At 61.5% G+C, this 25654-nt stretch carries 21 protein-coding genes and 1 riboswitch; of the genes, 7 read left to right on the forward strand and 14 right to left on the reverse strand.

All coding sequences use genetic code 11. The annotated features are described in order from the left end of the window. The first annotated feature begins 79 nt into the window (after nucleotides 1–79). Nucleotides 80–1663 (forward strand): peptide chain release factor 3, encoded by a 1584-nt coding sequence (locus MJ639_RS09100; protein WP_243370528.1) that lies wholly within the window; start codon nucleotides 80–82, stop codon nucleotides 1661–1663. Nucleotides 1664–1687: 24 nt separating this feature from the next. On the opposite strand, the gene MJ639_RS09105 is transcribed toward MJ639_RS09100, so the two are convergent. The 6 genes from MJ639_RS09105 to MJ639_RS09130 all read right to left on the reverse strand — a co-directional run bounded on the left by MJ639_RS09105 (nucleotide 1688) and on the right by MJ639_RS09130 (nucleotide 8358). Beyond that, entirely contained in the window at nucleotides 1688–3154 is a 1467-nt protein-coding gene (locus tag MJ639_RS09105) for a sensor histidine kinase (protein ID WP_243370530.1), read from the reverse strand. A gap of 149 nt (nucleotides 3155–3303) precedes the next feature. Next, complete coding sequence (locus MJ639_RS09110; protein WP_243370532.1) at nucleotides 3304–4206, reverse strand: sugar kinase; 903 nt, start codon at nucleotides 4204–4206, stop codon at nucleotides 3304–3306. A 78-nt stretch (nucleotides 4207–4284) separates the two neighbouring features. Further along, nucleotides 4285–5193: an N-acetylglucosamine kinase gene (locus MJ639_RS09115; RefSeq protein WP_243370534.1), complete on the reverse strand. Its 909-nt coding sequence runs from the start codon at nucleotides 5191–5193 to the stop codon at nucleotides 4285–4287. 41 nt (nucleotides 5194–5234) lie between these two features. Further along, entirely contained in the window at nucleotides 5235–6128 is an 894-nt protein-coding gene (locus MJ639_RS09120; protein ID WP_243370536.1) for an N-acetylmuramic acid 6-phosphate etherase, read from the reverse strand. A gap of 102 nt (nucleotides 6129–6230) precedes the next feature. Further along, complete coding sequence (locus MJ639_RS09125) at nucleotides 6231–7256, reverse strand: serine hydrolase domain-containing protein (protein ID WP_243370923.1); 1026 nt, start codon at nucleotides 7254–7256, stop codon at nucleotides 6231–6233. A 4-nt stretch (nucleotides 7257–7260) separates the two neighbouring features. Next, a complete protein-coding gene (locus tag MJ639_RS09130; RefSeq protein ID WP_243370538.1) occupies nucleotides 7261–8358 on the reverse strand; it encodes an anhydro-N-acetylmuramic acid kinase in 1098 nt (365 codons plus the stop codon). Between the two features lie 138 nt (nucleotides 8359–8496). On the opposite strand from MJ639_RS09130, the gene MJ639_RS09135 reads away from it, so the two are divergent. From MJ639_RS09135 to MJ639_RS09150, 4 genes are all read left to right on the forward strand, one after another. Next, on the forward strand, nucleotides 8497–9996 hold the full coding sequence (locus MJ639_RS09135) for an ABC transporter substrate-binding protein (RefSeq protein ID WP_243370540.1): 1500 nt from the start codon (nucleotides 8497–8499) through the stop codon (nucleotides 9994–9996). 71 nt (nucleotides 9997–10067) lie between these two features. Next, the gene (locus MJ639_RS09140) at nucleotides 10068–11015 is read left to right on the forward strand and encodes an ABC transporter permease (RefSeq protein ID WP_243370542.1); all 948 of its coding nucleotides are present in this window, start codon (nucleotides 10068–10070) and stop codon (nucleotides 11013–11015) included. A 4-nt stretch (nucleotides 11016–11019) separates the two neighbouring features. After that, a complete protein-coding gene (locus tag MJ639_RS09145; protein ID WP_243370544.1) occupies nucleotides 11020–11844 on the forward strand; it encodes an ABC transporter permease in 825 nt (274 codons plus the stop codon). Further along, on the forward strand, nucleotides 11841–12287 hold the full coding sequence (locus MJ639_RS09150; protein ID WP_243370546.1) for a GNAT family N-acetyltransferase: 447 nt from the start codon (nucleotides 11841–11843) through the stop codon (nucleotides 12285–12287). Before MJ639_RS09145 ends, MJ639_RS09150 begins: the two co-directional genes overlap by 4 nt. Here MJ639_RS09150 and nagA read toward each other — a convergent pair. The 7 genes from nagA to thiB all read right to left on the reverse strand — a co-directional run bounded on the left by nagA (nucleotide 12284) and on the right by thiB (nucleotide 19595). Continuing rightward, complete coding sequence (nagA, locus tag MJ639_RS09155; protein WP_243370549.1) at nucleotides 12284–13420, reverse strand: N-acetylglucosamine-6-phosphate deacetylase; 1137 nt, start codon at nucleotides 13418–13420, stop codon at nucleotides 12284–12286. The genes MJ639_RS09150 and nagA overlap by 4 nt on opposite strands. Then, nucleotides 13420–14469 carry an SIS domain-containing protein gene (locus MJ639_RS09160; protein WP_243370550.1) on the reverse strand — a complete coding sequence of 350 codons (1050 nt, stop codon included), beginning with the start codon at nucleotides 14467–14469 and terminating at the stop codon, nucleotides 13420–13422. The genes nagA and MJ639_RS09160 overlap by 1 nt, the downstream gene beginning before the upstream one ends. After that, nucleotides 14456–15235: a GntR family transcriptional regulator gene (locus tag MJ639_RS09165; protein ID WP_243370552.1), complete on the reverse strand. Its 780-nt coding sequence runs from the start codon at nucleotides 15233–15235 to the stop codon at nucleotides 14456–14458. The genes MJ639_RS09160 and MJ639_RS09165 overlap by 14 nt, the downstream gene beginning before the upstream one ends. Then, a complete protein-coding gene (locus MJ639_RS09170) occupies nucleotides 15232–16113 on the reverse strand; it encodes a glucosamine kinase nucleotide-binding domain-containing protein (protein ID WP_243370556.1) in 882 nt (293 codons plus the stop codon). Before MJ639_RS09170 ends, MJ639_RS09165 begins: the two co-directional genes overlap by 4 nt. Before the next feature lie 204 nt (nucleotides 16114–16317). Continuing rightward, nucleotides 16318–17019, reverse strand: a complete 702-nt coding sequence (locus MJ639_RS09175) for a thiamine ABC transporter ATP-binding protein (RefSeq protein ID WP_243370558.1) — start codon at nucleotides 17017–17019, stop codon at nucleotides 16318–16320. Next, a complete protein-coding gene (locus MJ639_RS09180) occupies nucleotides 17006–18580 on the reverse strand; it encodes an ABC transporter permease subunit (RefSeq protein WP_243370560.1) in 1575 nt (524 codons plus the stop codon). The genes MJ639_RS09175 and MJ639_RS09180 overlap by 14 nt, the downstream gene beginning before the upstream one ends. Nucleotides 18581–18590: 10 nt before the next feature. Then, a complete protein-coding gene (gene thiB, locus MJ639_RS09185) occupies nucleotides 18591–19595 on the reverse strand; it encodes a thiamine ABC transporter substrate binding subunit (protein ID WP_243370563.1) in 1005 nt (334 codons plus the stop codon). 68 nt (nucleotides 19596–19663) lie between these two features. Next, nucleotides 19664–19770, reverse strand: a riboswitch (TPP riboswitch). A 137-nt stretch (nucleotides 19771–19907) separates the two neighbouring features. Between thiB and solA the strand changes: the two genes are divergently transcribed. After that, nucleotides 19908–21110 carry an N-methyl-L-tryptophan oxidase gene (gene solA, locus MJ639_RS09190; RefSeq protein ID WP_243370566.1) on the forward strand — a complete coding sequence of 401 codons (1203 nt, stop codon included), beginning with the start codon at nucleotides 19908–19910 and terminating at the stop codon, nucleotides 21108–21110. 222 nt (nucleotides 21111–21332) lie between these two features. Next, nucleotides 21333–23087, forward strand: coding sequence for an HWE histidine kinase domain-containing protein (locus MJ639_RS09195; RefSeq protein WP_243370570.1), 1755 nt, complete (start codon nucleotides 21333–21335; stop codon nucleotides 23085–23087). A 46-nt stretch (nucleotides 23088–23133) separates the two neighbouring features. On the opposite strand, the gene MJ639_RS09200 is transcribed toward MJ639_RS09195, so the two are convergent. Next, nucleotides 23134–25479, reverse strand: coding sequence for a Tex family protein (locus MJ639_RS09200; protein WP_243370573.1), 2346 nt, complete (start codon nucleotides 25477–25479; stop codon nucleotides 23134–23136). Nucleotides 25480–25654: the final 175 nt, after the last annotated feature.

A 25654-nucleotide genomic window follows, 5' to 3' on the forward strand; every position in this document is an offset into this window, starting at 1 on the left:
GGGTGAGAAGAGACCAGCAGGAGGGGCGGGCGCCGCAGCGTCCCGCCCCCATCTTTGTCCGAGAGATTTTAGAAGCGCCATGACCGACCTTCCGGCCCCCGTGGTCCGCCGCCGAACCTTTGCCATCATCTCCCACCCCGACGCGGGTAAGACCACGCTTACCGAAAAGCTGCTGCTGTTCGGAGGCGCGATCCAGCTCGCCGGCGAGGTGAAGGCTAAGAAGAACCGCGTCTCCACCCGGTCCGACTGGATGGGCATCGAGAAGGAGCGCGGCATCTCGGTCGTGACCTCGGTGATGACGTTCGAATATGGCGGCTGCGTCTTCAACTTGCTCGACACGCCGGGCCACGAGGACTTCTCGGAGGACACCTACCGCACGCTGACGGCGGTGGACTCGGCCATCATGGTGATCGACGCCGCGAAGGGCATCGAGGCGCGCACGCGCAAGCTCTTCGAAGTGTGCCGCATGCGCGACATCCCGATCGTCACCTTCATCAACAAGATGGACCGCGAGGCGCGCAGCCCCTTCGACCTGCTCGACGAGATCGAGAAGACGCTGGCCCTCGACACCGCACCCATCACTTGGCCGATCAGCCAGGGCAAGAGCTTTGCCGGCACCTTCGATCTGCGCCGCAATGTGGTGCGCCGCATCGACACGGATGACGAGCTGATGCCGGTCTCCGGTCCCGACGATGCGAAGCTACTGAATCTTCTGCCGTCCCATGAAGTGGAAGCCTGGCAGGAAGAGGTGATGCTGGCGCAGGAAGCGTGCAAGCCTTTCGATCTCGCATCCTTCCGCGAAGGTCACCTGACGCCGGTCTTCTTCGGCAGCGCCTTACGCAATTTCGGCGTGCGCGATCTTATCGACGCGCTCGGCGAATACGCGCCGCCGCCGCGCGGGCAGGAAGCGGACAAGCGTCTCGTGGAAGCGGGCGAGCCCCGCATGACCGGCTTCGTGTTCAAGATCCAGGCCAACATGGATCCCAACCACCGCGACCGCATCGCGTTCATGCGCATCTGCTCGGGCAAACTCCAGCGCGGCATGAAGGCGAAGCTGGTGCGCACGGGCAAGCCCATGAGCCTGAACACGCCGCAATTCTTCTTCGCGCAGGATCGCGCGATTGCGGACGAGGCCTGGGCCGGCGACGTGGTGGGCATTCCCAATCACGGGACGCTGCGCATCGGCGATACGCTCACGGAAGGCGAGGATCTCGTGTTCCGCGGCGTGCCGAGCTTCGCGCCTGAAATCCTGCGCCGCATCAAGCTGCAGGATGCCATGAAGGCGAAGAAGCTGCGCGAGGCGCTGCAGCAGATGGCGGAAGAAGGCGTCGTGCAGCTCTTCATTCCGCAGGACGGTTCCGGCGCCATCGTCGGCGTTGTCGGCGCGCTGCAGCTCGATGTGCTGAAAGAGCGCCTTGCCGCCGAATATGGGCTGCCCATCGATTATGAGCCGACGCGCTTCTCGATCTGCCGCTGGATCACGTCGGACGATCCGCGTGAACTCGACAAGTTCATCGAGAGCCACCTGTCGTCCATGGCGCGCGATCTCGACGATGCGCCCGTATTCATGGCGGCGAACGCCTTCAATCTTCAATACGAGGTCGATCGCTATAAGGCGATCCAGTTCTCTGATGTGAAGGATTATCAGAAAAAGGCGGCTTAAAAGCCGCCTTTTTCTTTTCCGGAATCAGCGAGACAATTGGCTCACGGGAATCCGCAAGTCGACGCGCAGCCCGTCGGGATGCCAATCATAATCGATCGTGCCGCCCAGTTGATCGGTCACGCTCTTGCGGGCGAGCTGCGAGCCGAAACCCCGCGTCGTCGGCGGGCTCTCGATGGGTGGCCCGTCTTTCTCCTGCCATGCGAGAAACATCGTCTCTCCATCCCGCCAGCAGCTGATCGTGAGATGTCCGTCGGCGAGGGAGAGGGCACCGTATTTCGAGGCATTGGTTGCAAGCTCATGCAAGACGAGAGTGAGGCTCGTCGCGGCTTTAGCGTCGACCGTGATCGGCGCGCAATCGATCAGGACGCGGCCTGCCAAACCGAGATCGCCATGCGGCGCCAGGATCGTCTTGAGGATTTCGCAGATCGTCGTCTCGCCCTCGATGGGGCCATCATCGGCAAAGGCGGGGCGGATCAATTCGTGGGCCTTGGCCAGGGCGTTCAGTCGCCCGTGAAGGGCGTGGGCCATCTCATCCGTCGAACGGGCCGTTCGCGCTGTCATCGTCACCATGGCACTCGCCATGGCGAACAGATTCTTCACGCGGTGATCGAGTTCCTTCGCCAGAAGTTGGCGCGCTTCCTCGTTCTTGCGCCGCTCCGTGTTGTCGAGCATCGTGCCGAGCAGGCGGAAAGGCTTCGTCTCGCCTCCCACCGTCGTATAGATCATACGTCCGCGGCAGCTGATCCAGCGAATGCCGCCATCGGGATGGATGATCCGATAATCCATCTGAAGCCGTCCGCCCGAGGCGGGATCGTTCAGGGCATCGACTTTCTTCCTCACCCATTCCCGGTCCTCGGGGTGGATCATGGAAAGCCAGAACTCATGGGTGAGCGGCTGGTCGTGACTGACGCCGAAGATTTCCTTATAGCGGTCCGACCAGTAGATGGCGCCGGTTTCGGCGGTCCAATCCCACATGCCCATCTCTGCTGCTTCGACGGCAAGGGTCAGCCGCTCGTTGAAGAGTTCCGCTTCGCCGGCCTGATGATCCGCCGCATGATGGGCCTTGGCGCGCTCGGTCACATTGGCTGCAAGTGCCAGAATGCCTTCGATCTGATCGTTGGCATTGCGGATGGGAAGGATCTTGAGGTCCCAATAGGTCTGCTGACCGGCAATCGCGAGGGGAATATCCCTCAGCTCCTGCGGCTCGCCTGTGGTGCAGGCCAGGTGACGCAGGTTTTGAAGCACGGGAGTGTAGACATCTCCCATCGTCTCGAAAGGCGTCCTGCCGGTGAAGTCTGCATCCGGCGCGCCGAGTGTCGAGCGAAACAGCTTGTTGGCGAAAGCGAAGCGCGGCGGGTCGCCATAGGTGACGACGACTGCGAGAGGAATGTTCTCCAGGATCTCGGCAAGAGCCTCGTGACCAAAATCCTCGATGCCGTCTCGCAGGCGGATTTCGTCGAGCCCATATGCCCATGGCTGAGTCGGACTCACGACCGTAACCCCCCGGCTGAGGATTTAGCCTCTCATAATCGAGAGGATCTCCCGTATGTTATTACAGGAAGATGCAAATATTCGAGGGGGAAAGCAAGAAGAGAATGAAGGCGCTACCCGTCAGGAGTAGTTGCCTTCATGCTTTGGAATTAAGCTGCGAGCTTCCGTTCGGAGAAGCGCGCCTGCGTCTGTGTAATGTCGCTGAGGCTCGGAATGCTGGCCTCGTTGCCGAGGTGTTGAATTGCATGCGCGGATGCCGCGCGGGCGAGAATGAAATGCTCGCGCCAGGGCAATTCGGGGCGCGCCATGGCAGAGTATACATATGAACCATGGAAGATGTCGCCCGCGCCATTGGTGTCCACCACGGCCGAGGCGGGAATGTCCAGCGCCGGCAGAATGCTTTCCGTACCGCTCTCATCGTACCAGAGCATGCCGCGCTCACCCATGGTGACGCCACCGATCTTGCAGCCGCGTCCCTTGAGATAGGTGAGCATCTCGCCAGCCGTCATGTTCATTTGCTCGCATAGACGCTCGGCCACGATGGCCACATCGATGAACTCAAGCAGCTCATGCGTGTTGGAGCGCAGGCCACCTCCGTCGAGCGAAGTGAGAATGCCCGCTTCGCGGCACGCCTTGGCGTAGTGCATCGCCGCGTCGGCCTGGTGGCCGTCGAGGTGCAGCGCACGGCAGCCGTGCAGGTTCAGCGGCGGTACGGGATGCAGATAATGGTCGTCGCGGCAGCGCACGATGGCGCGCTTGCCGCCGCGCGGCATGATGAAGGAGAGCGAGGATTCCTTCACTTTCCGGTGGTGGACCGAGATGCCGTATTTCGCGGCCATATCGATGAACATGCGGCCGAGCCAGTCGTCTGCGATCGAGGTCAGAAGATCGGGCGCGATGCCGAGCTTGGCGCAGGCGAAAGCCGCCGTCACCGCATTGCCGCCAAAGGAAATGGCGTAATCCCGCGCGACGGTCTTGTCGTCTCCCGTGGGGAGCTCGTCGGCGAGGAAAGTCACATCGATATAGGTCTGGCCTACGAAAAGAGCTTGCATGGCTTGAACACAGTATCAGAGCGAAAGGACGACAGCAGTCTTGGACGAGGAGAGGCTAATAGGCAAGCCTCGCTTGCGTCACGCCTTGTTCAGGGTCGCGGCGAGCCGCGCCGCCGTCATGGCCGCGTCGATATCGGTGGAGATGAATTCCACCGGAGCGATCAGGTCCTGCCGGAAAGCGCTGGCCACGATGGGATGGAGCCGGGAGCTGCCGCCCGCCAGGGCCACGGGACGGGGCCCCACGCGCTTGGTCAGGCAATTGGCGAGGCGCGCCAGCTCCTCGCCGGCCTCGCGCAGGATTTTGAGAGATGTCTTGTCGTCGGCCTGCGCCGCCTCGCCGACAGCGCGCGCCAGCGATCCGATCTTGCCCCTGTCGCCGCCATAGACATAGGAGCGGATGAGGTTCCAGTCGGTGCCGCCGAGCGCCTTCGCAAGCGCTTGTCCGAGAGGCGCGGCCCAGCCTTCGCCGGGGCTTTCCTCTTCCTTGCGCAGGATCGTCTTGAGGGCCTCGCGGGCGATCCAGAAGCCCGAGCCGCCATCGTCGATCAGGTTGCCGCGCCCGCCGACGCGGATCACGTCCTTGTCCTCGGAGAGGTAATAGCCGATGGAACCCGTGCCGCTATAGACGAGGATGCCTTCGCCCAGAGCGAAATAGGACAGGTAGGCGATCCACATATCCTCGGCGACGAACACCTTGTCAGGCGTGAGTTCGAAAACGTCGGCGAAGAGTGCGCGCATCTTCGCCTCGGGCGGCGTGTCGCGGGTCAATCCCGTGATGCCGGCGATGATGCCGAGTGGCTTGCCGTGACGCATCACGTTCTGCGCCATGTCGAGAACGATCTGGCGCGCCCGCTCCTCGGCGGCGGCGGAGAACAGGTGTCCCGTCAGCGGCTCCGCATTGCCTTGCGCAATGCACTGGCCCTGATCGTCCGACAAACGCCAGCGCGTCGCCGTTCCGCCCGCGTCGATGCCAAGCCCCAGTGCCATGACGCTCGATTGCCCCTTCTGCCGCAAGCCTTCCGCGGCGCTTAATTCTTGAGTTTGGGCAAGTTTGCCAGGGCTTGGCGCAAATTGCCATCGTTCCGTTCGAGCGCGCCCTGAGCTTCGTGCGCAGATGCGCCGAGCGCGATGAGAACGGCCGTCTTCAGATCGCCGCCGGCTTGCCGGATGGCGTCCGCAGCTGTCGCCTCGTCGCAATCGGTGATCTGCATCACCATGATCTCGCTGCGGCGGCGAAGCTTCGCGTTGGTCGCGCGCATGTTCACCATGAGGCCACGATAGACGCGGCCCATACGCACCATGATGAGCGAGGACAGAAGGTTGAGGATCACCTTCTGCGCCGTGCCCGCCTTCATGCGCGTGGATCCCGCGATCACCTCCTCGCCCGTATCGGCGAGGATGGGATGCGAGCAGGCATCCAAGATCGGCGCTTCCGCATTGTTGGAGATGCCGATGGTCTGCGCCCCGCGCGAGGCGGCCTCCTTCAGCGCCGCGATCGTAAACGGCGTCCTGCCGCTTGCGGCGACGCCGATCACCACGTCGTTGGGTCCGATGTTGTTGTCGCGAATCCCGGCGATGCCTTCCTCGACCGAATCTTCCGCGTTCTCGACCGCCTTCATCAGCGCTCCATGGCCGCCGGCGATCAGGTATACCACCTTGTCGTCGGGCCAGTTGAAGGTGGGGGGCAGTTCGGTGCCGTCCTGGACGCCGATTCGGCCCGAGGTGCCCGCGCCCACATAGACGAGGCGTCCGCCTTTGCGGAGACGGACCGCCGCTTCCTCAGCCGCAGCCGCGATGGCGGGCAGGGAGGGGCGGATTGCGGCTACCGCCGAGAGCTGTCCCTCGTAAAATGCCGAGAGGACATCGAGACTGGACCAGGTATCCAGATCCTGGAAGCGATTACTGAAATGTTCTGTCGCCATTCTGCCAACTTTCTTCCAGACCAATATAGGACCAGTTGGCGGATTCCGGCAATCGGCGACGATGCCTCACGAAGTCGCCTCACCAGATTTTTTCAAGCATCCTTAAAACCGGGTCCGACCGTCGAACAACGCGATCACCTCGTCGCCTGTTGCACGGCGTAAGGCGAGAATGCCGCTGTCCTTATGGCGGGAGAGGTGGACGCGATTGGTGAGCAGGGACCAGGCGAGCCCACGCTCGAAATCGACCCAGAGGCCGGTGCCGGTAAAGCCCGTATGGCCGATTGTGGCGTCAGAGCAGGAATCGCCGCCGTGCCAGCCCGCATACGAGCCTTCCCAGCCTACATTGCGCTTGTTCGATACGCGCGTGCGAATGGCCTCGAGCGATGCTTTGGACAGGCCTGAGCCGTCGAGAACTCCATGGGCGAAATCGAGAACCGCGTCGATGGTGCCGAACAATCCAGCATGTCCGGATGCACCGCCCAGCGCGAAGGCATTTTCGTCATGCACCTCGCCACGGATCACCCGTCCGCGCCAGGTGCAGTGTTCGGTCGCGGCGCAGAGCTGCGGATTGGGTCGGAACGAAAAACCTTCCGGCAAAGGTTGGTCGAGCAGGGGCTTGCCGGTGATGCGCTCGATGGCGATGCCGAGCAGCATGAAATTGATGTCGGAATAGACCGGCGGGCCGCTCTGCCACACGCGTTGCAGAATGAAGGCGCGCAGGGTGTTCGGGTCCTGGCCGTAGGTGTAGAGCGGCTCGACGGCAGGCAAATGCGTCTGGTGCGCCAGGCATTGCCGGAACGTGAGACGCCGCTCGGCGGCGTTCATGTCGTACTGGCGAAGATCGGGAATGACCGTGACAAGCGCATCGTCGAGCCCGATCCGGCCTGCTTCCACGAGCTTCAGGATCGCTGTCGTGGTGAAGATCACCTTTGTGAGGGAGGCAAGATCGAACCAGGTTTCCCGCGAGAGGTTTTCTTCATCCGGCACGATCTGCGCGCGACCCCGCCAGCGCACGGCACGTTGGCCATCGGCGGTGACGAGCCCAAGAACCGCGCCGGGAATATCGCCGCGCGCGATGGCTTGTGCGGCAGGCGCGAAGGCCTGATCGATGATCTTGTCGAGAGCCATCATCTCACGCTGCGTGGCGCACTTCGCCGCCCGGCATGGGATGCGGCACGCCGGTCGTGGTGGGAAGGCTCAATGGCAGGCCAAGTGTCGAGCGGACGGCGAGATAACCGAAGGCCTGTGCCTCAAGGAAATCGCCGTTCCAGCCCACCGCCTCCACCGGATCGACAGGGACGGCGAGTCGTTCATGCAAGCGGCGCATGAAATGCGCATTGAGACGCCCACCACCGGTGACGAGCCATCGCTGCGGCGCGCGGGGCACATGGCGCAGCGAGGCGATGACAGATTCGATGGTGAAGGCGGCGAGCGTCGCCGCGCCATCCTCGTCCGAGAGCGCTTCCACGCTTCTAGCGCGGGCGTGAAAATCCTGCCGGTCGAGGGATTTCGGAGCGGGACGTTCGAAGAACGGATTCGTCATGAACTCGGCTACCAGCTTTTCATCGACTTTGCCGGAAGCCGCGAGCTTGCCGTTCTCGTCGAAGCTCAAGCCTCGCCGGCGCAGGATGAAATCGTCGAGAAGGGCGCTAGCCGGGCCTGTATCGAAGGCGATCACCGTCTCGCCGTCGATATAGGTGACGTTGCCGACGCCGCCGAGATTGAGGATCATGATCGGCTGCGGCAACGAGCTGGCGAGCGCGCGGTGATAGAGCGGCACGAAAGGCGCGCCTTCGCCGCCGGAGGCCACATCCGCATGCCGGAAGCGGTAAACCGTGTCGATGCCGAGTTCCTGCGCTACTCGATCGCCGAGGCCAAGTTGGCGCGTGAAGCGGATTTCGGGACGGTGATAGACCGTCTGCCCATGAAAGCCGATGAGGCTCACATCCTTCGCTGAGATGCCCGCTTCCTCCATGAAGCGGCGAATGGCGCCGATATGCGCCTGAGTGACGGCGGCCTCAAGGTCTTCCAGCGGCTCGCTCTGTGCGCGCTCCGGTTGCGCAATAAGCGCCTGCAGCGTTTTCCGCAAATCGGCGGGATAGGAGAAGGTACGTCCCGGCCCAGGCTTCACAAAGGCCTCGCCATCCGTCTCCACGATGGAGACATCGATGCCGTCCATGGAGGTTCCGCTGATCACGCCGATGGCTTTGACGGGCGGGCGCTGGGACATCTGTTCCTCCGGAAAATGCAATTTTCAGGACCATAACACAGGAAACCAAGTGGTCTAGAGTGGTATGAGATTGGACCATGACAGGCTCTAAGACCTGCTCTATAAATTCTCCTGCGGCTTCCAAGGGAGAAAAGACGCATGTTCAGGTCAGCACTGCGCAGCACGTTGAGCGCGGGTTTCATGGTGGCCGCGATGGCCACGGCTTCGGCTCAGGTTTTGGAGATCGGAGCAGATAACGGTCCCACCGGCCTCGATCCTCACCTCATCACCGCCTTTCCGAGCTTCATGGTGGTAAACGGCAATATCTACGAGGGCCTCACCGCCATCGACAAGGATCTCAAGGTCATTCCGAGCCTTGCCGAATCCTGGACCGTCGCGCCCGACGGCAAGACCTATACCTTCAAGCTCCGTTCCGGCGTGAAATTCCACGACGGCTCGGCCATGGAAGCAGCGGACGTGGTGGCTTCCGTGAAGCGCCTGCTCAGCAAGGACATCGCTTCACCGCTCGCGAGCCGCCTCTCGGCGGTGGAGAGCGCCAACGCCGTCGATGCGCAGACCGTCGAGTTTAAGCTGAAAGAGCCGTCGGCGGCGCTTCTCTCGTCGCTTGCCACCATCGCCATCGTGCCGCGCGCCATGGAGACCAACAAGGACGCCCTGCAGAAGGCGCCCGTCGGCACCGGTCCGTTCAAGTTCCAGGAATGGCAGCCCAACGGCTACATCCTGCTCACCAAGAACGAAGCCTATTGGGAAAAGGGCCTGCCGAAGCTCTCTGGCCTCAAGTTCAACATCGTGCCTGAATCGGCGACGCGTCAGGTGGGACTCACCAACGGCCAATATGCGCTATTGCCGAATATTGATGCAGCCACCGCACTGCAGCTTAAGGGTAAGCCGAATGTGAAGCTCGCCGAGACTATGGATCTCGCCTACACGCTCATCGGCATGAATGTGTCGAAGCCCCCCTTCGATAATCCGAAGGTGCGCGAGGCCGTGAACTACGCGATCAATCGCAAGGAGATCGTGGACGCGGCGCTCTTCGGTGCCGGCGTTCCCGGCGGCCCGCTTTCGCCGGCGCTCAAGTCCTGGGCGCTCGATGTGAAGGAGTTCGGCTGCTATACGCATGATCCGGCGAAGGCCCAGGCGCTTCTGAAGGAAGCGGGCGTTGCCACACCGGTCACTGTCTCCATGAAGGTTCTGCCGCGTCAGGACATCAAGGACGTCGCTCAGGTGGTGCAGGAGCAGCTGAATAAGGCTGGCTTCAAGGTTGAGCTTGTCAACCAGGAGCAAGGTCAGTTCATCCAAGATTGGCGCAACAGCAATTTCGACATGTTCGCTTCGATCAATGCCGGCCAGCCTGATCCGGACGAGTATTTCTATCGCACCTTCCGCACGGGCGGCTCGACCAACGTGTTCAAGTACTCGGACGCGGAGATCGATGGCCTGCTCGACAAGGCACGCACCCTCTCCAACCAGGCGGAGCGCAAGACGGCTTATGACGCTGTGCAGAAGAAGCTCGCCTGCTCGGGCCCGGTGGCGCATCTGACCTACGGCACGCTGTTCTCGGCTATGAACGACAAGCTCAAGGGCTATGACGTGATGCCGAACCGCTCGCTGATGCTGCTGCGCAACGCATCCTACTGATCGCGCACCCGCACCGGCGCTGCATTCTTGTTCGCGCCGGTGCGTTTCGTTTTGCAAGAGTTGTATTCTCCATGAATCGCGTCCTGCTCACGCGCCTGATCGATCTCATCCTCGTTCTCTTCGGGGTTTCGATCATCGTGTTTCTCATGATCCGCCTGATTCCAGGCGATGCTGTCGCGATCATGCTGGGCGCGAACACCGAGATCACGCCGGAGCGCATGGCGGAACTCAACCGGCGCGTCGGGCTCGACCGGCCGATCATCGAGCAATACCTGATCTGGGCAGGCTCCGCTCTCCAGGGCGACTTCGGCACCTCACTCTGGACCGGACGTCCCGTCTCCGCTGAAATTCTCCTTCATCTCTGGCCCACCTTGGAGCTGACATTCCTGGCGCTTCTCGTCGGCGCCGTGCTGGCTGTTCCCCTCGGCTGCCTGATGGCGCAGACGCGCGGCAATGCGGCGGATGTGCTCATGCGCATGGGCTCCATCGCGGGTCTCACGATTCCGTCCTTCTGGCTCGGCATCGTGATGATCCTGCTGCTTTCATCCTGGGCGCCGGGTTTCGCGTCGCTGGGTTATGTGCCTTTCTCCGAAGATCCTCTCGGCAATCTCCAGCGCATGCTGCTGCCTTCGATCGCGCTCGCTTTGCCGATCCTCGCCAATCTCTCGCGCCTCGTGCGCTCGGCCATGCTCGATGCGCTGGGGCAGGATTATGTGCGCACGGCCCGAGCCAAGGGGCTGGCCGAACGAAGCGTGGTCTACAAGCACGCCTTGCGTAATGCGCTCATCCCCTTCCTCACCAGCGTCGGCATCATGACCGGCTATCTGCTCGGCGGCGCTATCGTAGTGGAGCAGGTCTTCGCCATCCCAGGTTTGGGCCGCCTGATTCTCGGCGCCATCGCCGAGCGCAATTACCCGCTGATCCAGGCCACGATCCTCGTGGTGACGGCAGGATTCGTGATTGTGAATTTCCTCGTCGATCTGCTCTACATTCTCGTCGACCCGCGCGTGAGGGCCTGAACTCGTGAAGCGTCTGGCCCAAAACAAGCTCCTCGCCTTTGCCGTATTGCTCGTGGTGATTCAGGTCGTTCTGGCCGTTGGTGCACCGCTCTTTGCGCCTTATGATCCGATGGCGCAGAGTGTGACCCGTCGTCTGAGGGGCCCTACAGAGCTCAACTGGCTGGGAACCGACCAGCTCGGACGCGACGTGCTCACACGCATTCTCTATGGCTATCGCACATCCCTCATCGCCTGCGTTCTCGCTGTCGGCATCGCGCTGCTCGCGGGTGGCGCGCTCGGCCTTTTCGCCGCCTATTATCGCGGCTGGCTTGATCGCATCATCATGCGCATCATGGATGTGCTCTTCGCCTTCCCCGTGATGCTGCTCGCTATCGGCATCATCGCGGTTCTCGGTCCGCATACCTATAGCGCCGCTGCGGCCATCGCGGTCGTCTATACGCCGATCTTCGCGCGGCTCCTGCGCGGCCCGGCACTCGTTCTCTGCGAAAGCGAGTTCGTAGCTGGCGCGAAGGCCATTGGCGCATCGGATGCGCGCATCATCTTCCTGCACATCCTGCCGAACCTCGCCTCGGTCATCCTCGTGCAGACGAGCCTGCTTCTGTCGGCTGCCATTCTGGTGGAAGCCTCGCTCTCCTTCCTCGGACTCGGCACGCAGCCGCCGACACCCTCGCTTGGCCTGATGCTCTCGGAGGGCCGCAACTTCCTCATGCTCTCGCCCTGGAGCGCGATCTTCGCGGGTTTCGCGATCCTCTTCCTCTCCTTCGGCTTCAACCTGCTGGGCGACGCCCTGCGCGATACGCTCGATCCGCGCCTGAGAGGGCAGCCTTGATCGTTCGCTCGGCAAGCACTGACGATATTCATAATTTGGCGGAGGTCGCTGCACGCTCCTATGGAACAGCTTTTGCAGGTATTCTAGAGCCAGAAGTGCTCGTAACGCGGGATGCTGTATTCTTCGCCGAGCGTTTTGCATCGTCCTGGGACCGCATGCTGGTCGCGGAACAGGAAGGAAGGATCGTCGGCTTCCTGCTGTTGACGGACGGCCACATCGACATGCTGTTCATGGAGCCCGCCGCAAGCGGGAAGGGCGGCGGCGCAAGGCTTCTGGAGTCAGCGGAGGCGCAGGGCGCGAAAAGCCTCGAATGCTTCCGCGACAATCACGGCGCGTGCCGGTTCTACGAGCGCCATGGCTGGCGCGTCACGCGCGCATACGAGCGAGAGTTTGCAGGCCGCAATCGCAGCTTCATATTCTACGAGAAAACCAGAAGCGATTAGCCCTGCGACTCGCCGTCGATCCAGGTATCCTGAACATGCAGGCCTTCGTCGAGCAAAACGAGATCCGCGCGGTAGCCTTGAGCCACGCGTCCCAGCTCGTGATCCAACCTCAAGAAGGTAGCAGGCACGAGAGACGCCATCCGCAGCACGTCGGGCAGGGCAAGGCCTAAGCGTTCCACGCTGTTGCGAACGGCGGTGGCCATGTCGAGGTCGGAGCCTGCAAGCGTGCCGTCTTCCGTCGAGAGCTTACCGTCCTTGCGGTAGATCGTGCGGCTATGGAGATCGAATGTCTTCATGTCCGTTCCGGTGACCGCCATGGCGTCCGTGACCAGCATCATCCGCTCGGTGCCTTTCGCCGCAATGGCGAGGCGCAGGGCGGCGTCGCTCACGTGATAACCGTCGACGATGAGGCCGCACCAGGTGTCGCGATTGTCGAGGGCTGCGCCGACCGGGCCTGGCTCGCGTCCCGCGAGGGCCGGCATGGCATTGTAGAGATGCGTGAAGCCTCTCAATCCATGACGGATAGCCTCTGCAACCGTCTCGTAATCGCTGGCCGTATGCCCGGCACAGACAAGAACGCCCGCAGCGGCGAGCTTCGCGACAGTCTCCATGCTGTTGCGCTCTGGAGCCAGCGTCACGAGGGTCCGGCCTTCCTTGAGCGAGATAAGAATATCCAGATCCTCTTCCTCCATCGGCCTGATGAAGGAAGGATTGTGCACGCCTTTACGCTCGGGGCTGATGAAGGGCCCCTCGACATGAATGCCAAGCACGCCGGGGACGCGCATGTACAAGGCTGAGCGCATGGCCTCGACGGCTTCCGCCATCTTTTCCCGGGTATCGGTGATGAAGGTGGGCATGAGGCCCGTGGTGCCGTATTTGCGGTGCGCAGCGGCGATCGTCCTGAGGCCGTCGACGCTGCGCACATCATTGAACATGATGCCGCCGCCGCCGTTCACCTGCACGTCGACGAAACCCGGAGCGAGCAGGCCCGTGACGGCGCGCCGCTTGATGCCCGCGCCGAGGTCGCGCTCAAAAGGAACGGCAATGATGCGGCCGTTCTCGATCACGACAGCGCGGCCTTCAATCATGTGCGCGCCGTCGAAAATGCGGGCGCCTGTGAGGGCAATCGGCATCAGACCGTCTCCGTCACTTTGCGCAGACGCGGCGGGCTGTCAGGATTGCGACCGCGCGCCAAGGCAATGGCGTTCACGAGGGGATAAAAGCTTTGAATCATCGCGATGGGCGCGAGATAGGGATGAACGTTCTCGACCGAAGGCAGCATGACGGAGGCCGGCCCTTCGGCAGCGCCGGCCACGACAACGGGAACGCCCTGCTCTTTAAGCTTCGTCACGAGATCGTTCACGCCGTTCAAGGTTTCGTCCTGCTGGCTGAGAACGAGGATCGGGAAATGATCGCCCGCGAGCGTCCAGGGGCCATGCATCAGTTCAGCGGCGCTCATGGCCTCGGCATGCACGCCGGACGTTTCTTTCAATTTAAGAGCAGCTTCCTGAGCAACGGCAAAGCCGACGCCGCGGCCAACGACGAAGAGATTGTTGGCCTGCGAGAGTTGCGAGAGCGCTGCGGACCAATCGATAGCGGCTGCCTTTTCCAGAACATCCGGCAAAGTGTCGAGAGCTGCGAGTAGTTCTTTATCCTGCGACCAATGCGCAACCAGCTGGAAGCCTGCGGCCAACGCCGCGATGAAGGATTTGGTCGCGGCAACGCTCTTCTCAGGTCCCGCATGAAGAGGCAGCACGACCTCGCAGGTCGAGGCGAGGGGCGAAGTGGTGTCGTTGACGAGCGCGACCGTGAGAGCGCCATCGTCACGCCCGGCCTGCGCGAGGTTGAGAATGTCCGGGCTGCGGCCCGATTGTGAGACAGCAAGGAAGAGAGCGTCGCGCATGCGCGGACGAGCTTCGTAGACCGATGTTACCGACGGTCCGACGGAAGCGGTCACGAGACCGGAATGGATCTCGAGCAGGTATTTGACGAAGGTTGCCGCATTGTCCGAGCTGCCACGGGCACAGGTGACGGCGAAGGGCGGCGGCGAAGCACGCAGGCGCTCGCCCAGGTCGCGGCACAAAGCGGCATTGGCCGTGAGAAGGCGCGCGACAACCTGAGGCGCTTCGCGTGCCTCGCTCAGCATGGCGGTCGTGGAGGCATTCAAATCAGGCATCATCATGCAACATCCGTTCAGGCGGGCTGATGGTCAGCTCGGCCACGAAATCATAGGCATCGCCCCGGTAATAGGACGAGGTGAACTCGACGACTTCGCCCGCAGCCGTAAATGAGCGACGCTCGATATAAAGGGCAGGGCTCTGGGGCTGAACGTGGAGCAGCTTCGCCTGTTCCTCGTTGAGCAGAACCGCATGAAGCCGCTGCAGCGCGCGGGTCGGCACGTAACCTTGCTCGTGAAGGGCAGCGTAGAGCGATTGCTTCACAAGTGCGGGGTCCGGCAGGAAGCGTGACGGAATCACGGCTTGCTCGATCGCCATGGGAATCTCGTTCGCCATGCGCAGGCGATTGATGCGGCTCACGGTGTCGCCTGGCGAGAGACCCAGCGCCATCAGTTCATCGGGCGAGGCCTGGCCGGTGGAACGGCCCAGGAAAACGGCGGAGGATTGCAGGCCGCGCGCCGACATATCGTCGGTGAAGCTCGACAGGCGCGAGAGCGGCTGCTCCAGACGCATCTGCGGTGCGATGAAGGTTCCCGATCCCCAACGCTGGACGAGAACGCCTTTCTTGACGAGCCCGGTAATTGCCTTGCGCACGGTGACACGTGAGATGCCGAGCTGCTTGGCGAGATCGCGCTCGCCGGGAAGGGCATCGTCCGCTTTCAAGGAGCCCTTGCGGACGGCATCCTCGATGGATTGCTGCAGCTGCAGGTAAAGTGGTGTTGGGTTGGCTTCATCCAACGGCAAGGCAAGAGCTGTTGCACCGTCACTCATGGCTGCCTCCGCGAAGAGGCGCTTCGCCCCAATAGAATGGCGCCGTCCAAGGCATCGGCCTTGGGCTGCACGATGGCCTGTTGAATCGGTGGCGGCAGCCAGGGCTTCAATGGCTCCGACAATCCGCCGAACAAGCATAGGGAAGGAGCGCCGAGTTCGAGCAGGCGCATCGCAATGCGCGATGCGCCATCGCCTGCGTCTTTCATCAGGGCGATGCCCAACGGATCGCGCCGGCCAGCGTGTTCGAGAACGAGCGGTGCGTAGCGTGCGTAATCGCTCGGGCGCGCAGCGCCGACCCAATCGATCAGGGCTTCCAGGTCGTTGTTGAATTCGGCCAGAAGCGCGTCCGAGAGAGGCGTCGCAGGTGCGCGCCCGTCATGCGCCCAGATGCAGCGGCGCAGCAGCTCGCGTCCGATGGAGGCTCCACTGCCTTCGTCCGAAATTTCGAAGCCCCATCCGCCCACATAGCGGCATTGGCCATTTACGCCACCATAACCGCAGGAGCCTGTGCCCAGGATCAGGATGGCGCCATCGCCACCGCCAAAAGCGCCGAGCCAGGCGGTATGCGCATCGGTCTCAATGGCGAACGAAGCAAAGGGGTGGGCGCGTGACAGAAGCCGTTCCACAGCGCTGGCCTGGCCCGCGCCGGCGGCTCCCATGCCCGCATGGATACCTTTCAGGTCGTCTTCCTTAAGCCCCGCCTGGGCAAGCGCCTCGCGGCAGGCGGTGAGAATGGAGGTCCAGACGAGGTCGGGATCGAGCCGGATATTGGATGGACCGCCCGTGCCTTCACCTAGCAAAGCACCATCGACATTGCGAAGCCGGGCCCGGCATTTCGTGCCGCCGCCGTCAATGCCGAGGAAAAGGGGCTTGCTCATGCGAAAAGGAAGTCTCGGAAACCACGATACCAGACCGGTATAATGCCACTTAATGTCCAGTTCGGGAAGGGGCAGGGCCCCAGCCATACCCAGGCTTTAAGGGGTGGCAGGAACTTCAAAGGCTGATTCGGAGGAAATTGGGTTACGGTGAACCGTTCGGCTTAAAATGCGATACCAGTATGAGGTCACTTGCCCGATACAGCTTCAAGTGTTGGATACCGCTGCCGCAATCTTTTGGGCGAGCGAGCCGCCGAGGATGGCGGCGGGTACATCGGATGCGATGACTCGTCCATCGGCCACGAAGACCATCTGATCGGCAAGGTCGGCCGCGTCTTCGGGCGTGTGGATCGTCATGAGGATCGTGACCGGACGCCTGCGCCGCATGTCGTCGACGAGTTGGACCATGTCACGTCGAAGACCGGGATCGAGGCTGCTGAAGGGCTCATCGAGGAGGATCAGCGGCCTGCCCGAGACGAGCGCGCGCGCCAAGGCCACACGCTGGCGCTGTCCGCCTGACATCTCGCCCGGCTTTCGTTCCCCAAAGCCTTTCAGGCCCACTGCTTCCAATACCTCTTCAATAGAAGAGCGTTCATCATCCGATATGCGAAGGGAAGGGCGAATGCTCAAGGCGATGTTTTGCGTCGCGTTGAGATGCGGAAAGAGATTGTGATCCTGGAAGACGATGGCTGCAGGACGCTTGGCAGGCTCAAGCGGCAAGATGTTCTGGCCGTTGAAGGTCAGCGTGCCGCTCTCCGGCTTTTCGAAACCCGCGATCATGTGCAGCAACGTGGTTTTTCCGCCACCCGAAGGGCCGATGATGGCGCAAAGCGTGCCGCTCTTCACGCGCATCGTGTAATTGGCCGAAAAGTCGGGCCAGGTGAGACGGCAATTTTCAATCACCAGCATAGGACAAGCGACCTGACACATGAGCGAGGAGGAAGGCGATGGCAACGATGAAGAGGCCGATCGCGGACGCTTCATCGAGTCGGTAGGACCCGAGATTCTCGAAGAGAAGATAGGGCAGGGTGATGAGATCCTGCCCGCCGAACAGCGCGATGATGCCGAAATCGCCGAACGAGAGCGCCATGGCGAGCGCAAAGGCGGAGCCGAAGGGGCGCTTGAGCGCGGGCCAATCCACGATGCCGAGCTTGTTCCAGCCCGTGATGCCGAGGGAAGCGGCGACGCGCCCATAGCGCTCTTCCGTCGTGAGTAGTTGGGGAGCCAGCGAGCGATAGGCGAAGGGGATCGCGGCCAAGCCGTTGATGATCGGCAGAAGGATAAGGCCTGCCGATGAAGGATCGGCGAAATGCCTGATTACGATGAACAGGCCTGCCGTCAACGCGAAAGGCGGAATGGCAAGCAGCGTGTTTGGCAGAAAATCATAAAAAGCCGCGATCCGTGGCGAGCGCAAGACAATCCGCCATCGACGCGCGGCGGATGCGAGGGCGAGCGCCAGAATGCAGGCGATGGTTGCAGCAAGGGCAGCGATGACGATGCTGGTAACGAAGGCTCGAACCAGATCCCCGTCCCAGATCTCGGTTATGTTGCTCAAGCCGCTGAGCAGGCTGAGAGCCAAGGGCGCGATGAAGAGAGTGCTGATGACGAGCACGATTCCGTCGAAGAGCTTCAGGCTTCTGCTCTTCACGTCAGCGCGTTGGATCAGGCCGCGAATGGTGTGAGCGGTTGGCGGACGTGTTAGGGCCCAGTTGAGGAGCCCCGTGAGCGTTAGGCAGATCGCCAATTGGATGAAGGAGAGCCATGCGGCGCGGCCGAAATCGAGATCGATCTTGAGGGCCTCGTAAATCGCTACTTCGAGCGTGGAGCGGCTCGGCCCGCCACCGAGTGCCAGCACGATGGCGAAGCTCTTGAAGCAGAGCAGGAAGACGAGACCGGCAAGCCCTGGCAATTCGGCGCGCAGAACAGGCCAGTCGAGATGACGGAAGATCTGCGTGGGCGAAAAGCCGAGTGCCGATGCGAGGCGCCAATGCTCGGCTGGGACCACGTTCAAGGAATCGAGGAGAATGCGCGCGACATAGGGGCCATTCAGGAACACATGCGCGATGAGAATTCCGGGATAACCGAAAATGCTGAAGCTGCCGTTCCATCCTAAGAAAGACAGGATGTCGGCAATCCATCCGCTGCGTCCATAAACGGCGAAGACAGCAAACACGGCAACGATGGTGGGGATCACCATCGTGGTGCTCAAAAGCGCGAGCACCGCATTGCGTCCCGGAAAGCGACGACGCGCCAGGGCCAGGGCCAGAGCGATCCCGAGGGCAAGCGACAGAATTGTCGAGAAAGTAGCTTGGATGATGGAGAAGGTGAGGATGCGCCAGAGATAGGGTCCAATGGAGAAAAGGGTCGGCCTTTCTCCACCGGCTGTAGCAAGGGCGATGAAGCCGCCGGCAACCAGGGCTAGAATGGCGAAGGCCACGAGGCTTCCCGGATGGGGCAGCTTCCTCGACATGGCGAATGCCTCAGCGCGCCGTGGCGTTGAGCCAGGCGTCGGTGAAGGCGCGGCGGCTCTGCTGCACTTCTTCCGGCGTGAAGAGCAACGCCTTTTGCGGCTGTACCAGATCCTTGAAGGATGCGGGCAAGCCGGCTGCCGGCATCTTGGCCGGCATCATCCAATTGCCTTCGGGCATGGCGGATTGGAACGGCTCGCTGAGAATGAAGGCCATGAATTTCTTCGCAAGTTCCGGCTGCTTCGTGGTGCGGGTCATGCCGGCGATCTCCACCTGCATGTAATGCCCCTCCGAGAAAGCCGCGGCCTTGTAGTTGTCTTTCTTCTCCACGCCGATGTGATAGGCCGGCGATGTGGTGTAGGACATCACCATGTCCGCCTCGCCCTTCATGAAAAGGCCGTAGGCTTCCGACCATCCCTTGGTGAAGGTGACGATGCGCGGTTTCAGCGTCGTCCAGGCTTCTCCGCTCTTCTCGCCATAGACCTTCTGCATCCACAGCAGCAGGCCCAGGCCCGGTGCGCTGGTGCGTGGATCCTGCAGCACCACCTTCGGGCCGTTGGGATTCTCGACCAGTTCCTTCAGGCTCTTCGGCGGATTGGGCAGCTTCGCGGAATCGTAGACGAAGGCGTAATAGCCCCAGTCGACGGGAACGAAGATGTCGTCCGTCCAGGCCATCGGCAGCGCCATATCCTTCATTTCCACGCCGTGCGGGGCAAAGGCGTTGAGCGCTCTAGCCTCGGCGGCGAGGTTCACGTCGAGACCGAGAACCACGTCGGCCTTCGTGTCCGCTCCCTCAAGACGAAGACGTCCGAGGAGGCTTCCCGCGTCTTCCGCGCTGACCCAGTTGATTTCGCAATTGCAGGTTGTTTCGAAGCGTTCCTTGACGGTCTTGCCCGGGCCGTACTTTCCGGCAAACGAGCTATAGGTGTAGACCGTGAGAACGGGCTTGCTCTGCGCGAAAACGACATTCGTCGCCAGGCAAAGCGAAGCAAGAGTGAGAAGAAGTCGGCGTAACATCAAGTTTGCTCCCATGCATGATGCAAGCCGGGTTGGCGGTACAACTTGCACGGGGCGCAGCTTGTCCTGCGATATCGCATGCTCATTCCCTCCGCCGGCATGACCCGGATCAGGTTCGACGGGTCGGCGGCCCTGCCGCCTCTCAGCCTCGAATGAGGCTCCCCGTGAGACAAGAGGGGTTCTAGAGCAGTTCCGCGGACAGTACAAGGCAAGCGGCTAGACCATTTGGTCTATCGAAGAGGCCTTCGTACCCTTGCGGCAGAGCTTGGATTCTGTTTGGAATAGGTAAGTTCTTGTGGATCCTGCGTTGCGATGAGCTCTTCTTTATCCTGTGAAATTGCGGTCGTCGGGCTGGGGGCCATGGGCTCCGCTGCCCTTTACCAGCTTGCCAAGAAGGGCGTGAAAGCTATTGGCATCGACCGTTTTTCGCCGCCACACGACCAGGGCTCGACCCATGGAGAGACCCGGATCACGCGCCAAGCCATCGGTGAAGGCGAGTTTTATGTGCCGCTCGCGTTGCGCTCCAACGAGATCTGGAAGGAACTGGAGGCCGAGACCGGAGATCGGCTGCTGACGCAGAACGGATGCCTGATCATCGATGCCGTCAATTCCAGCTCCAATGGCGTTGTCCGCACGGCCTTCCTGTCCCGCACGAAGAATGCGGCGGAAGCCTACAATATCCCGCATGAGATCCTCGACGCGGCGGAAATCCGACGTCGGTTCCCTCAGTTCACCCCACGCGAGGATGAGGCCGGTTACTTCGAGCCTGGGGGCGGCTATCTCAATCCGGAGCGCTGCGTCGCCGTCCAGCTTGATCTGGCGCGCGCTCTGGGGGCGAAAACACAGTTGGGAACAAGCGTCCTTTCCCTCGAGCCTAACGGAGATGGCGTGCGGGTCGTGACGGATCAGGGTGAAATCCTTGCAGATCAAGTCATCGTCTCCGCCGGGTCCTGGGCGCCTTCTCTTCTCGGATCTCCTTTCACGCAGTTGCTCGCGCCAAGCCGTCAGGTCATGCACTGGTTCGAGATAGAGCCGGAATTCGCGCAGGATTGGGCGAAGAGTCCGGTTTTCATCTGGCGCCATGGCCCGAACCCCAACGATTTCTTCTATGGCTTCCCGTCATTGAGCGGCAGCAACACCATCAAAACCGCCGGCGAGCAGTATGATGCATTCACTCATCCCGATGATATCGAGCGTCGTGTCACAGCGGGTGAGTCCGACATTATGCACCGGGATCAACTGAAAGGCAGAGTCCAGGGGCTGCGCACCCGCGCTGTTCGTGCGATCACCTGTCTTTATACAATGACTTCGGATTCCAACTTCCTGATCGACTGGCACCCTGAAAGCGAGCGCATCCTCGTGGTTTCTCCGTGCTCGGGGCATGGCTTCAAGCATTCCGCGGCCATCGGTGAGGTGGCGGCAGAATGCGTGGTCGATGGAAGGAGCAGGATCGATATTTCCGCTTTAGCCCTCTCCCGCTTCGAGAGCCCAGCAAACCTGGCGGCAATTCGATGAGCTTTCCATTCTTACCGGGTGCGACAATGCGTACGGATGGCTCTTGCCATCCGCCCCTGGCATTAGTGCGGACACCATGCTTGATGCAGAGTAGGGGGGAGCCTGGGACGGTTTCTCAATGGAAAAAGCTCAGGCGAATTTCGGAAGAGCAGAAGTGTCGTCGGTCCCTCAAGGGAAAAACAGGTTCACGGAATGAGTGATCTGCCAATATGGGATTGGCGAATGCTGGCCGGCATTGGCGCCTTCGGTCTGACGGCTGCAGCTGCATGGGTTGCAGGCCGCGCCTCGGTCCGTCGCCCCTTGAAAAGCTTCTATCACGCTGTCGACCAATGGCGTCACGGCGACTTGCAGACTCGTCTCGATGTCAGTGATCCGAGCACGCCGATCGGCCATCTGGGGACGGCCTTCAACGATATGGCCGGAAAGCTCAGCCTGCGCGAGGCGGAGCGTGAGAACGTTCTCAAGATTCTTCAAGAAGGAGAAGAGCGTCTTCAGATCGCGCAGGACGTTGCAGGTCTCGGCATCTGGGACTGGGATCATTCGACGGGCGAGATCAGCTGGTCTCTGCAAATGTACCGTCTTACCGGCCTCAGTCCGGATGAGAACGAAGCCAATCCTTTCAAGGCCTGGGTCGGTATTCTTCATCCGGATGATCGTGAGCGGATGGAGTGGCAGGTCAAGCAATTGCCGCGCACGCTCGAACCGCTGACGACGGAATACCGGATCATCAAGAGCGATGGTTCCATCCGCTGGCTGCAGATGCGCGGACAGTCCCTTGCAGGCAAGATGGGGAAGCCGCTCCGGACCGTGATCGTCAATCTCGACATTACGCCGAGCAAGGAGAACGAGGTTCGCGAGCGCTTCCTACTCAATCTCAGCGACCAGATCCGCGATCTCATTCGCCCCGATGACATTCTGATGACAGTGTCGGAAAACCTCGGCAAGCATCTGGGCGTCACGCGTCTCGGCTATGGTGAGATCGATCACGACACGATGATGCTCACGACGCTGGTCGACTGGCGCGTGGAGGGAATGCCTTACATGGTGGGGCGGCATCCCCTCACGCCCTTCGGTTCCTTCGTCTGCGACGAGATGCGGGCCGGCCGAATTCTTGTCATTGACGACGCGTTGGCAGATCCCCGCCTTGTCGGCAGTACCGATGTCTTCATCGCGCTTCAGAACATCGGAACGATCGTCGTATCCCTTGTGAAAGAGGGGCGCCTGAGGGCAGCTCTTTACGTTCACAACACTAACCGGCGGCGCTGGACCGACAGTGAGATCGAATTGTGCCGGGATGTTGCCGAGCGTACCTGGGCTGCGGTCGAGAGAGCACGTTCCGATGCACGTCAGCGTCTCCTGATCAATGAACTCAATCATCGCGTGAAGAACACATTGGCGACGGTGCAATCTGTTGCTGCTCACAGCTTCAAGCTCGGTGAGCCCAACGCCGCCCGTGCCGCCTTCGAGGCTCGCCTGTTCGCCCTGTCGAAGACGCACGACGTGTTGACACGCGAAAACTGGGAGGGCGCCAACCTGCGCGACATCGTTCAGGAAGCATTGGCGCCTTACACGAGAGACAATGCGGAGCGAGTCAAGGTCGTGGGGCAGCCGCTTCAGCTGCCGCCACGCGTGGCGCTACCTCTCGCCATGGCGTTTCATGAGCTTTCGACCAATGCCGCCAAGTATGGAGGCTTTTCGTCGGAAGCCGGTGAGGTGCTCATCGAATGGACGTTGCTCAGGGTCGAAGAAGGTCCGCGCCTCGTGATCAAATGGACGGAGACAGGAGGCCCTCTTTTGACGGAGAGGCCGTCTCACAAGGGATTCGGATCCCGTTTGATCGAGCGCGGTCTGACACGAGAGCTGAATGGCACGGTCGATATCGATTACCGCCCAACCGGGTTGGTCTGCACGCTCAGTTTCCCACTGCCGGAATCAGAAACGGTCGACTATTATCGCGCCAACGAAAAGCTCGCGTGAGAGCAGAGCGCTCTCTCACGCGAGAAATGAAACAGGCTCCGAAAAATCAGCGGCGCGTATTCTTGTCTTTGCCGGATGAGCCTTGAGCCGCGCGTCTCAAGGCATCCGCCAGGGCGCCGCCCGAAGCCGCCGGAGTCGCGGCCTTTTTCGTCTCCTGCGAGCGATGCTTCTGGAACGCGCCACGGTTCTCGTCGGAGCGACCAGCGGGACGTTTCTCGGCAGGATCGCTCATTCGCATGGTCAGCGAGATGCGCTTGCGCGGGATATCCACCTCGAGAACTTTCACCTTCACGATGTCGCCAGGCTTTACCACATCGCGCGGGTCCTTGACGAAAGTGTCGGACAGCGCGGAGATATGCACCAGGCCGTCCTGATGCACGCCGATGTCGACGAAGGCGCCGAAAGCGGCGACGTTCGTCACCACGCCTTCCAGCATCATGCCGGGCTTCAGGTCGCTGATCTTCTCGACACCGTCCATGAAGGTCGCCGTCTTGAATTCCGGACGAGGATCGCGGCCTGGCTTCTCGAGTTCCGAGAGAATGTCCTTGACGGTCGGAACGCCGAACTTCTCATCCGTGAAGCTCTGCGGGCTCAGCTTCTTCAGGACGCCGCCATTGCCGATGAGAACCTTGATGTCGCTCTTCGTAGCCTCAATGATGCGGCGCACGACCGGATAGGCTTCCGGATGAACGCCCGAGGCATCGAGCGGATCGTCGCCATTCGGAATGCGAAGGAAGCCCGCCGCCTGTTCGAACGTCTTCGGGCCGAGGCCCGGCACGTCGCCCAGGGCTTTGCGCGTCTTGAACGGTCCCTTGGCATTGCGGTGTTCCACAATGTTCTTTGCAACCCACTCACCAAGGCCTGACACCCGCGATAGAAGCGGTGCGGAAGCGGTGTTGAGATCGACACCCACCGCGTTCACGCAGTCCTCCACCACCGCATCGAGAGAGCGCGAGAGCTTGTATTCGGCAAGATCGTGCTGGTACTGGCCAACGCCGATGGATTTGGGATCGATTTTTACGAGTTCCGCTAGCGGATCCTGCAGGCGACGGGCGATGGAGACCGCGCCACGCAGCGACACGTCGAGTTCAGGCAGCTCCTGGCTTGCGTAAGCCGATGCGGAGTAAACGGATGCGCCTGCCTCCGACACCATGATCTTCGTGAGTGTCAGATCGGGATGCTTGCTCACCAGCTCGCCCGCGAGCTTGTCTGTCTCGCGTGATGCGGTTCCGTTGCCGATGGCGATCAACTCCACCTTATGCACGCGGCACAGGCGCGCGAGCGTCGCGATGGACTCATCCCATTGGCGCTTCGGCTCGTGCGGATAAATAGTATCGGTCGCAACCACTTTTCCGGTCGCGTCCACCACGGCCACTTTCACGCCGGTGCGGTAGCCGGGATCGAGGCCGAGTGTGGGGCGCGTGCCGGCAGGCGCGGCCAGCAGAAGATCGCGCAGGTTGCCTGCGAACACCTTCACCGCTTCGTCCTCGGCGAGCTGCCAGAGCTTCATCTTCATATCGAGTTCGATGGAGAAGCGCAGCTTCGTGCGCCAGGCCCAGCGCACGGTCTCGAGCAGCCACTTGTCGCCGGGGCGTCCCTGATCGACGATGCCGAAGGCCAGCGCCGTGCGGCCCTCATAGCGGCTCACATAGTTGGGTTCGGCTGCATCCTTGTCCTCTTCCATGCGCAGATCGAGGATTTCCTCCTTCTCGCCGCGGAAGAGTGCCAGAATGCGGTGGGAGGGCAGCTTCGTGAGAGGCTCAGCGAAGTCGAAGTAATCGGCGAATTTCGCACCGTCTGTTTTCTTGCCGTCGCGCACCTTGGACGTGAGGCTGCCGCGCTCCCAATAGATGTCGCGCAAGCCTCCCAGCAGTTCCGCGTTTTCCGAAAATCGCTCCACCAGAATGGCGCGCGCGCCTTCAAGGGCCGCCTCCGGAGTCGCGACTTCCTTTTCCGTATTCACGAAAGCAGCGGCCTCTGTCTTCGGATCGCGCTGCGGTTCCGCGAGAATGAGGTCGGCCAGCGGTTCGAGCCCGGCTTCCTTGGCGATCTGCGCTTTGGTGCGGCGCTTGGGCTTATAGGGCAGGTAGAGGTCTTCTAGGCGCGCCTTGGTATCGGCGGTGTTGATCTGGAGAGCCAGTTCGTCGGTGAGCTTGCCCTGCTCCCTGATGCTCTCGATGATCGTCTTGCGGCGGTCTTCCAGCTCGCGCAGGTAGCGCAGGCGCTCCTCCAGGGTGCGCAACTGCGCATCGTCGAGCGTTCCGGTCACTTCCTTGCGGTAGCGCGCGATGAAGGGAACGGTCGAGCCACCGTCGAGCAAATCGACTGCGGCCTTGACCTGCCACTCCTGCACATTGAGTTCGTTCGCAATGCGCTGACCGATGGAAAGCATGAAGATCTCCGCAATTTCTTTCTTATGACGCAATTTTTGACGACGAACCGGACCCACTTCGCCGAAAAATGCTCTGAGGCGCGGCTTCTACGGTGTGCGAGCCCCTCGGGTCAACGGGCTATCCCCAGCGCCGGGGTCGCAGTGCCTTAAGGGAACGATTCGCACCGATTCTACG

The organism is Microvirga solisilvae (assembly GCF_022808595.1).
GTDB lineage: Bacteria > Pseudomonadota > Alphaproteobacteria > Rhizobiales > Beijerinckiaceae > Microvirga > Microvirga solisilvae.

Excerpts from the sequence above, each read along its gene's own strand:
- MJ639_RS09100 (WP_243370528.1), top strand. The coding sequence starts at position 80 with ATGACCGACCTTCCGGCCCCCGTGGTCCGCCGCCGAACCTTTGCCATC.
- MJ639_RS09110 (WP_243370532.1), bottom strand. The coding sequence starts at position 4,206 with ATGCAAGCTCTTTTCGTAGGCCAGACCTATATCGATGTGACTTTCCTC.
- MJ639_RS09115 (WP_243370534.1), bottom strand. The coding sequence starts at position 5,193 with ATGGCACTGGGGCTTGGCATCGACGCGGGCGGAACGGCGACGCGCTGG.
- MJ639_RS09120 (WP_243370536.1), bottom strand. The coding sequence starts at position 6,128 with ATGGCGACAGAACATTTCAGTAATCGCTTCCAGGATCTGGATACCTGG.
- MJ639_RS09125 (WP_243370923.1), bottom strand. The coding sequence starts at position 7,256 with ATGGCTCTCGACAAGATCATCGATCAGGCCTTCGCGCCTGCCGCACAA.
- MJ639_RS09130 (WP_243370538.1), bottom strand. The coding sequence starts at position 8,358 with ATGTCCCAGCGCCCGCCCGTCAAAGCCATCGGCGTGATCAGCGGAACC.
- MJ639_RS09135 (WP_243370540.1), top strand. The coding sequence starts at position 8,497 with ATGTTCAGGTCAGCACTGCGCAGCACGTTGAGCGCGGGTTTCATGGTG.
- MJ639_RS09140 (WP_243370542.1), top strand. The coding sequence starts at position 10,068 with ATGAATCGCGTCCTGCTCACGCGCCTGATCGATCTCATCCTCGTTCTC.
- nagA (WP_243370549.1), bottom strand. The coding sequence starts at position 13,420 with ATGCCGATTGCCCTCACAGGCGCCCGCATTTTCGACGGCGCGCACATG.
- MJ639_RS09160 (WP_243370550.1), bottom strand. The coding sequence starts at position 14,469 with ATGATGATGCCTGATTTGAATGCCTCCACGACCGCCATGCTGAGCGAG.
- MJ639_RS09165 (WP_243370552.1), bottom strand. The coding sequence starts at position 15,235 with ATGAGTGACGGTGCAACAGCTCTTGCCTTGCCGTTGGATGAAGCCAAC.
- MJ639_RS09170 (WP_243370556.1), bottom strand. The coding sequence starts at position 16,113 with ATGAGCAAGCCCCTTTTCCTCGGCATTGACGGCGGCGGCACGAAATGC.
- MJ639_RS09175 (WP_243370558.1), bottom strand. The coding sequence starts at position 17,019 with ATGCTGGTGATTGAAAATTGCCGTCTCACCTGGCCCGACTTTTCGGCC.
- MJ639_RS09180 (WP_243370560.1), bottom strand. The coding sequence starts at position 18,580 with ATGTCGAGGAAGCTGCCCCATCCGGGAAGCCTCGTGGCCTTCGCCATT.
- thiB (WP_243370563.1), bottom strand. The coding sequence starts at position 19,595 with ATGTTACGCCGACTTCTTCTCACTCTTGCTTCGCTTTGCCTGGCGACG.
- solA (WP_243370566.1), top strand. The coding sequence starts at position 19,908 with ATGAGCTCTTCTTTATCCTGTGAAATTGCGGTCGTCGGGCTGGGGGCC.
- MJ639_RS09195 (WP_243370570.1), top strand. The coding sequence starts at position 21,333 with ATGCTGGCCGGCATTGGCGCCTTCGGTCTGACGGCTGCAGCTGCATGG.
- MJ639_RS09200 (WP_243370573.1), bottom strand. The coding sequence starts at position 25,479 with ATGCTTTCCATCGGTCAGCGCATTGCGAACGAACTCAATGTGCAGGAG.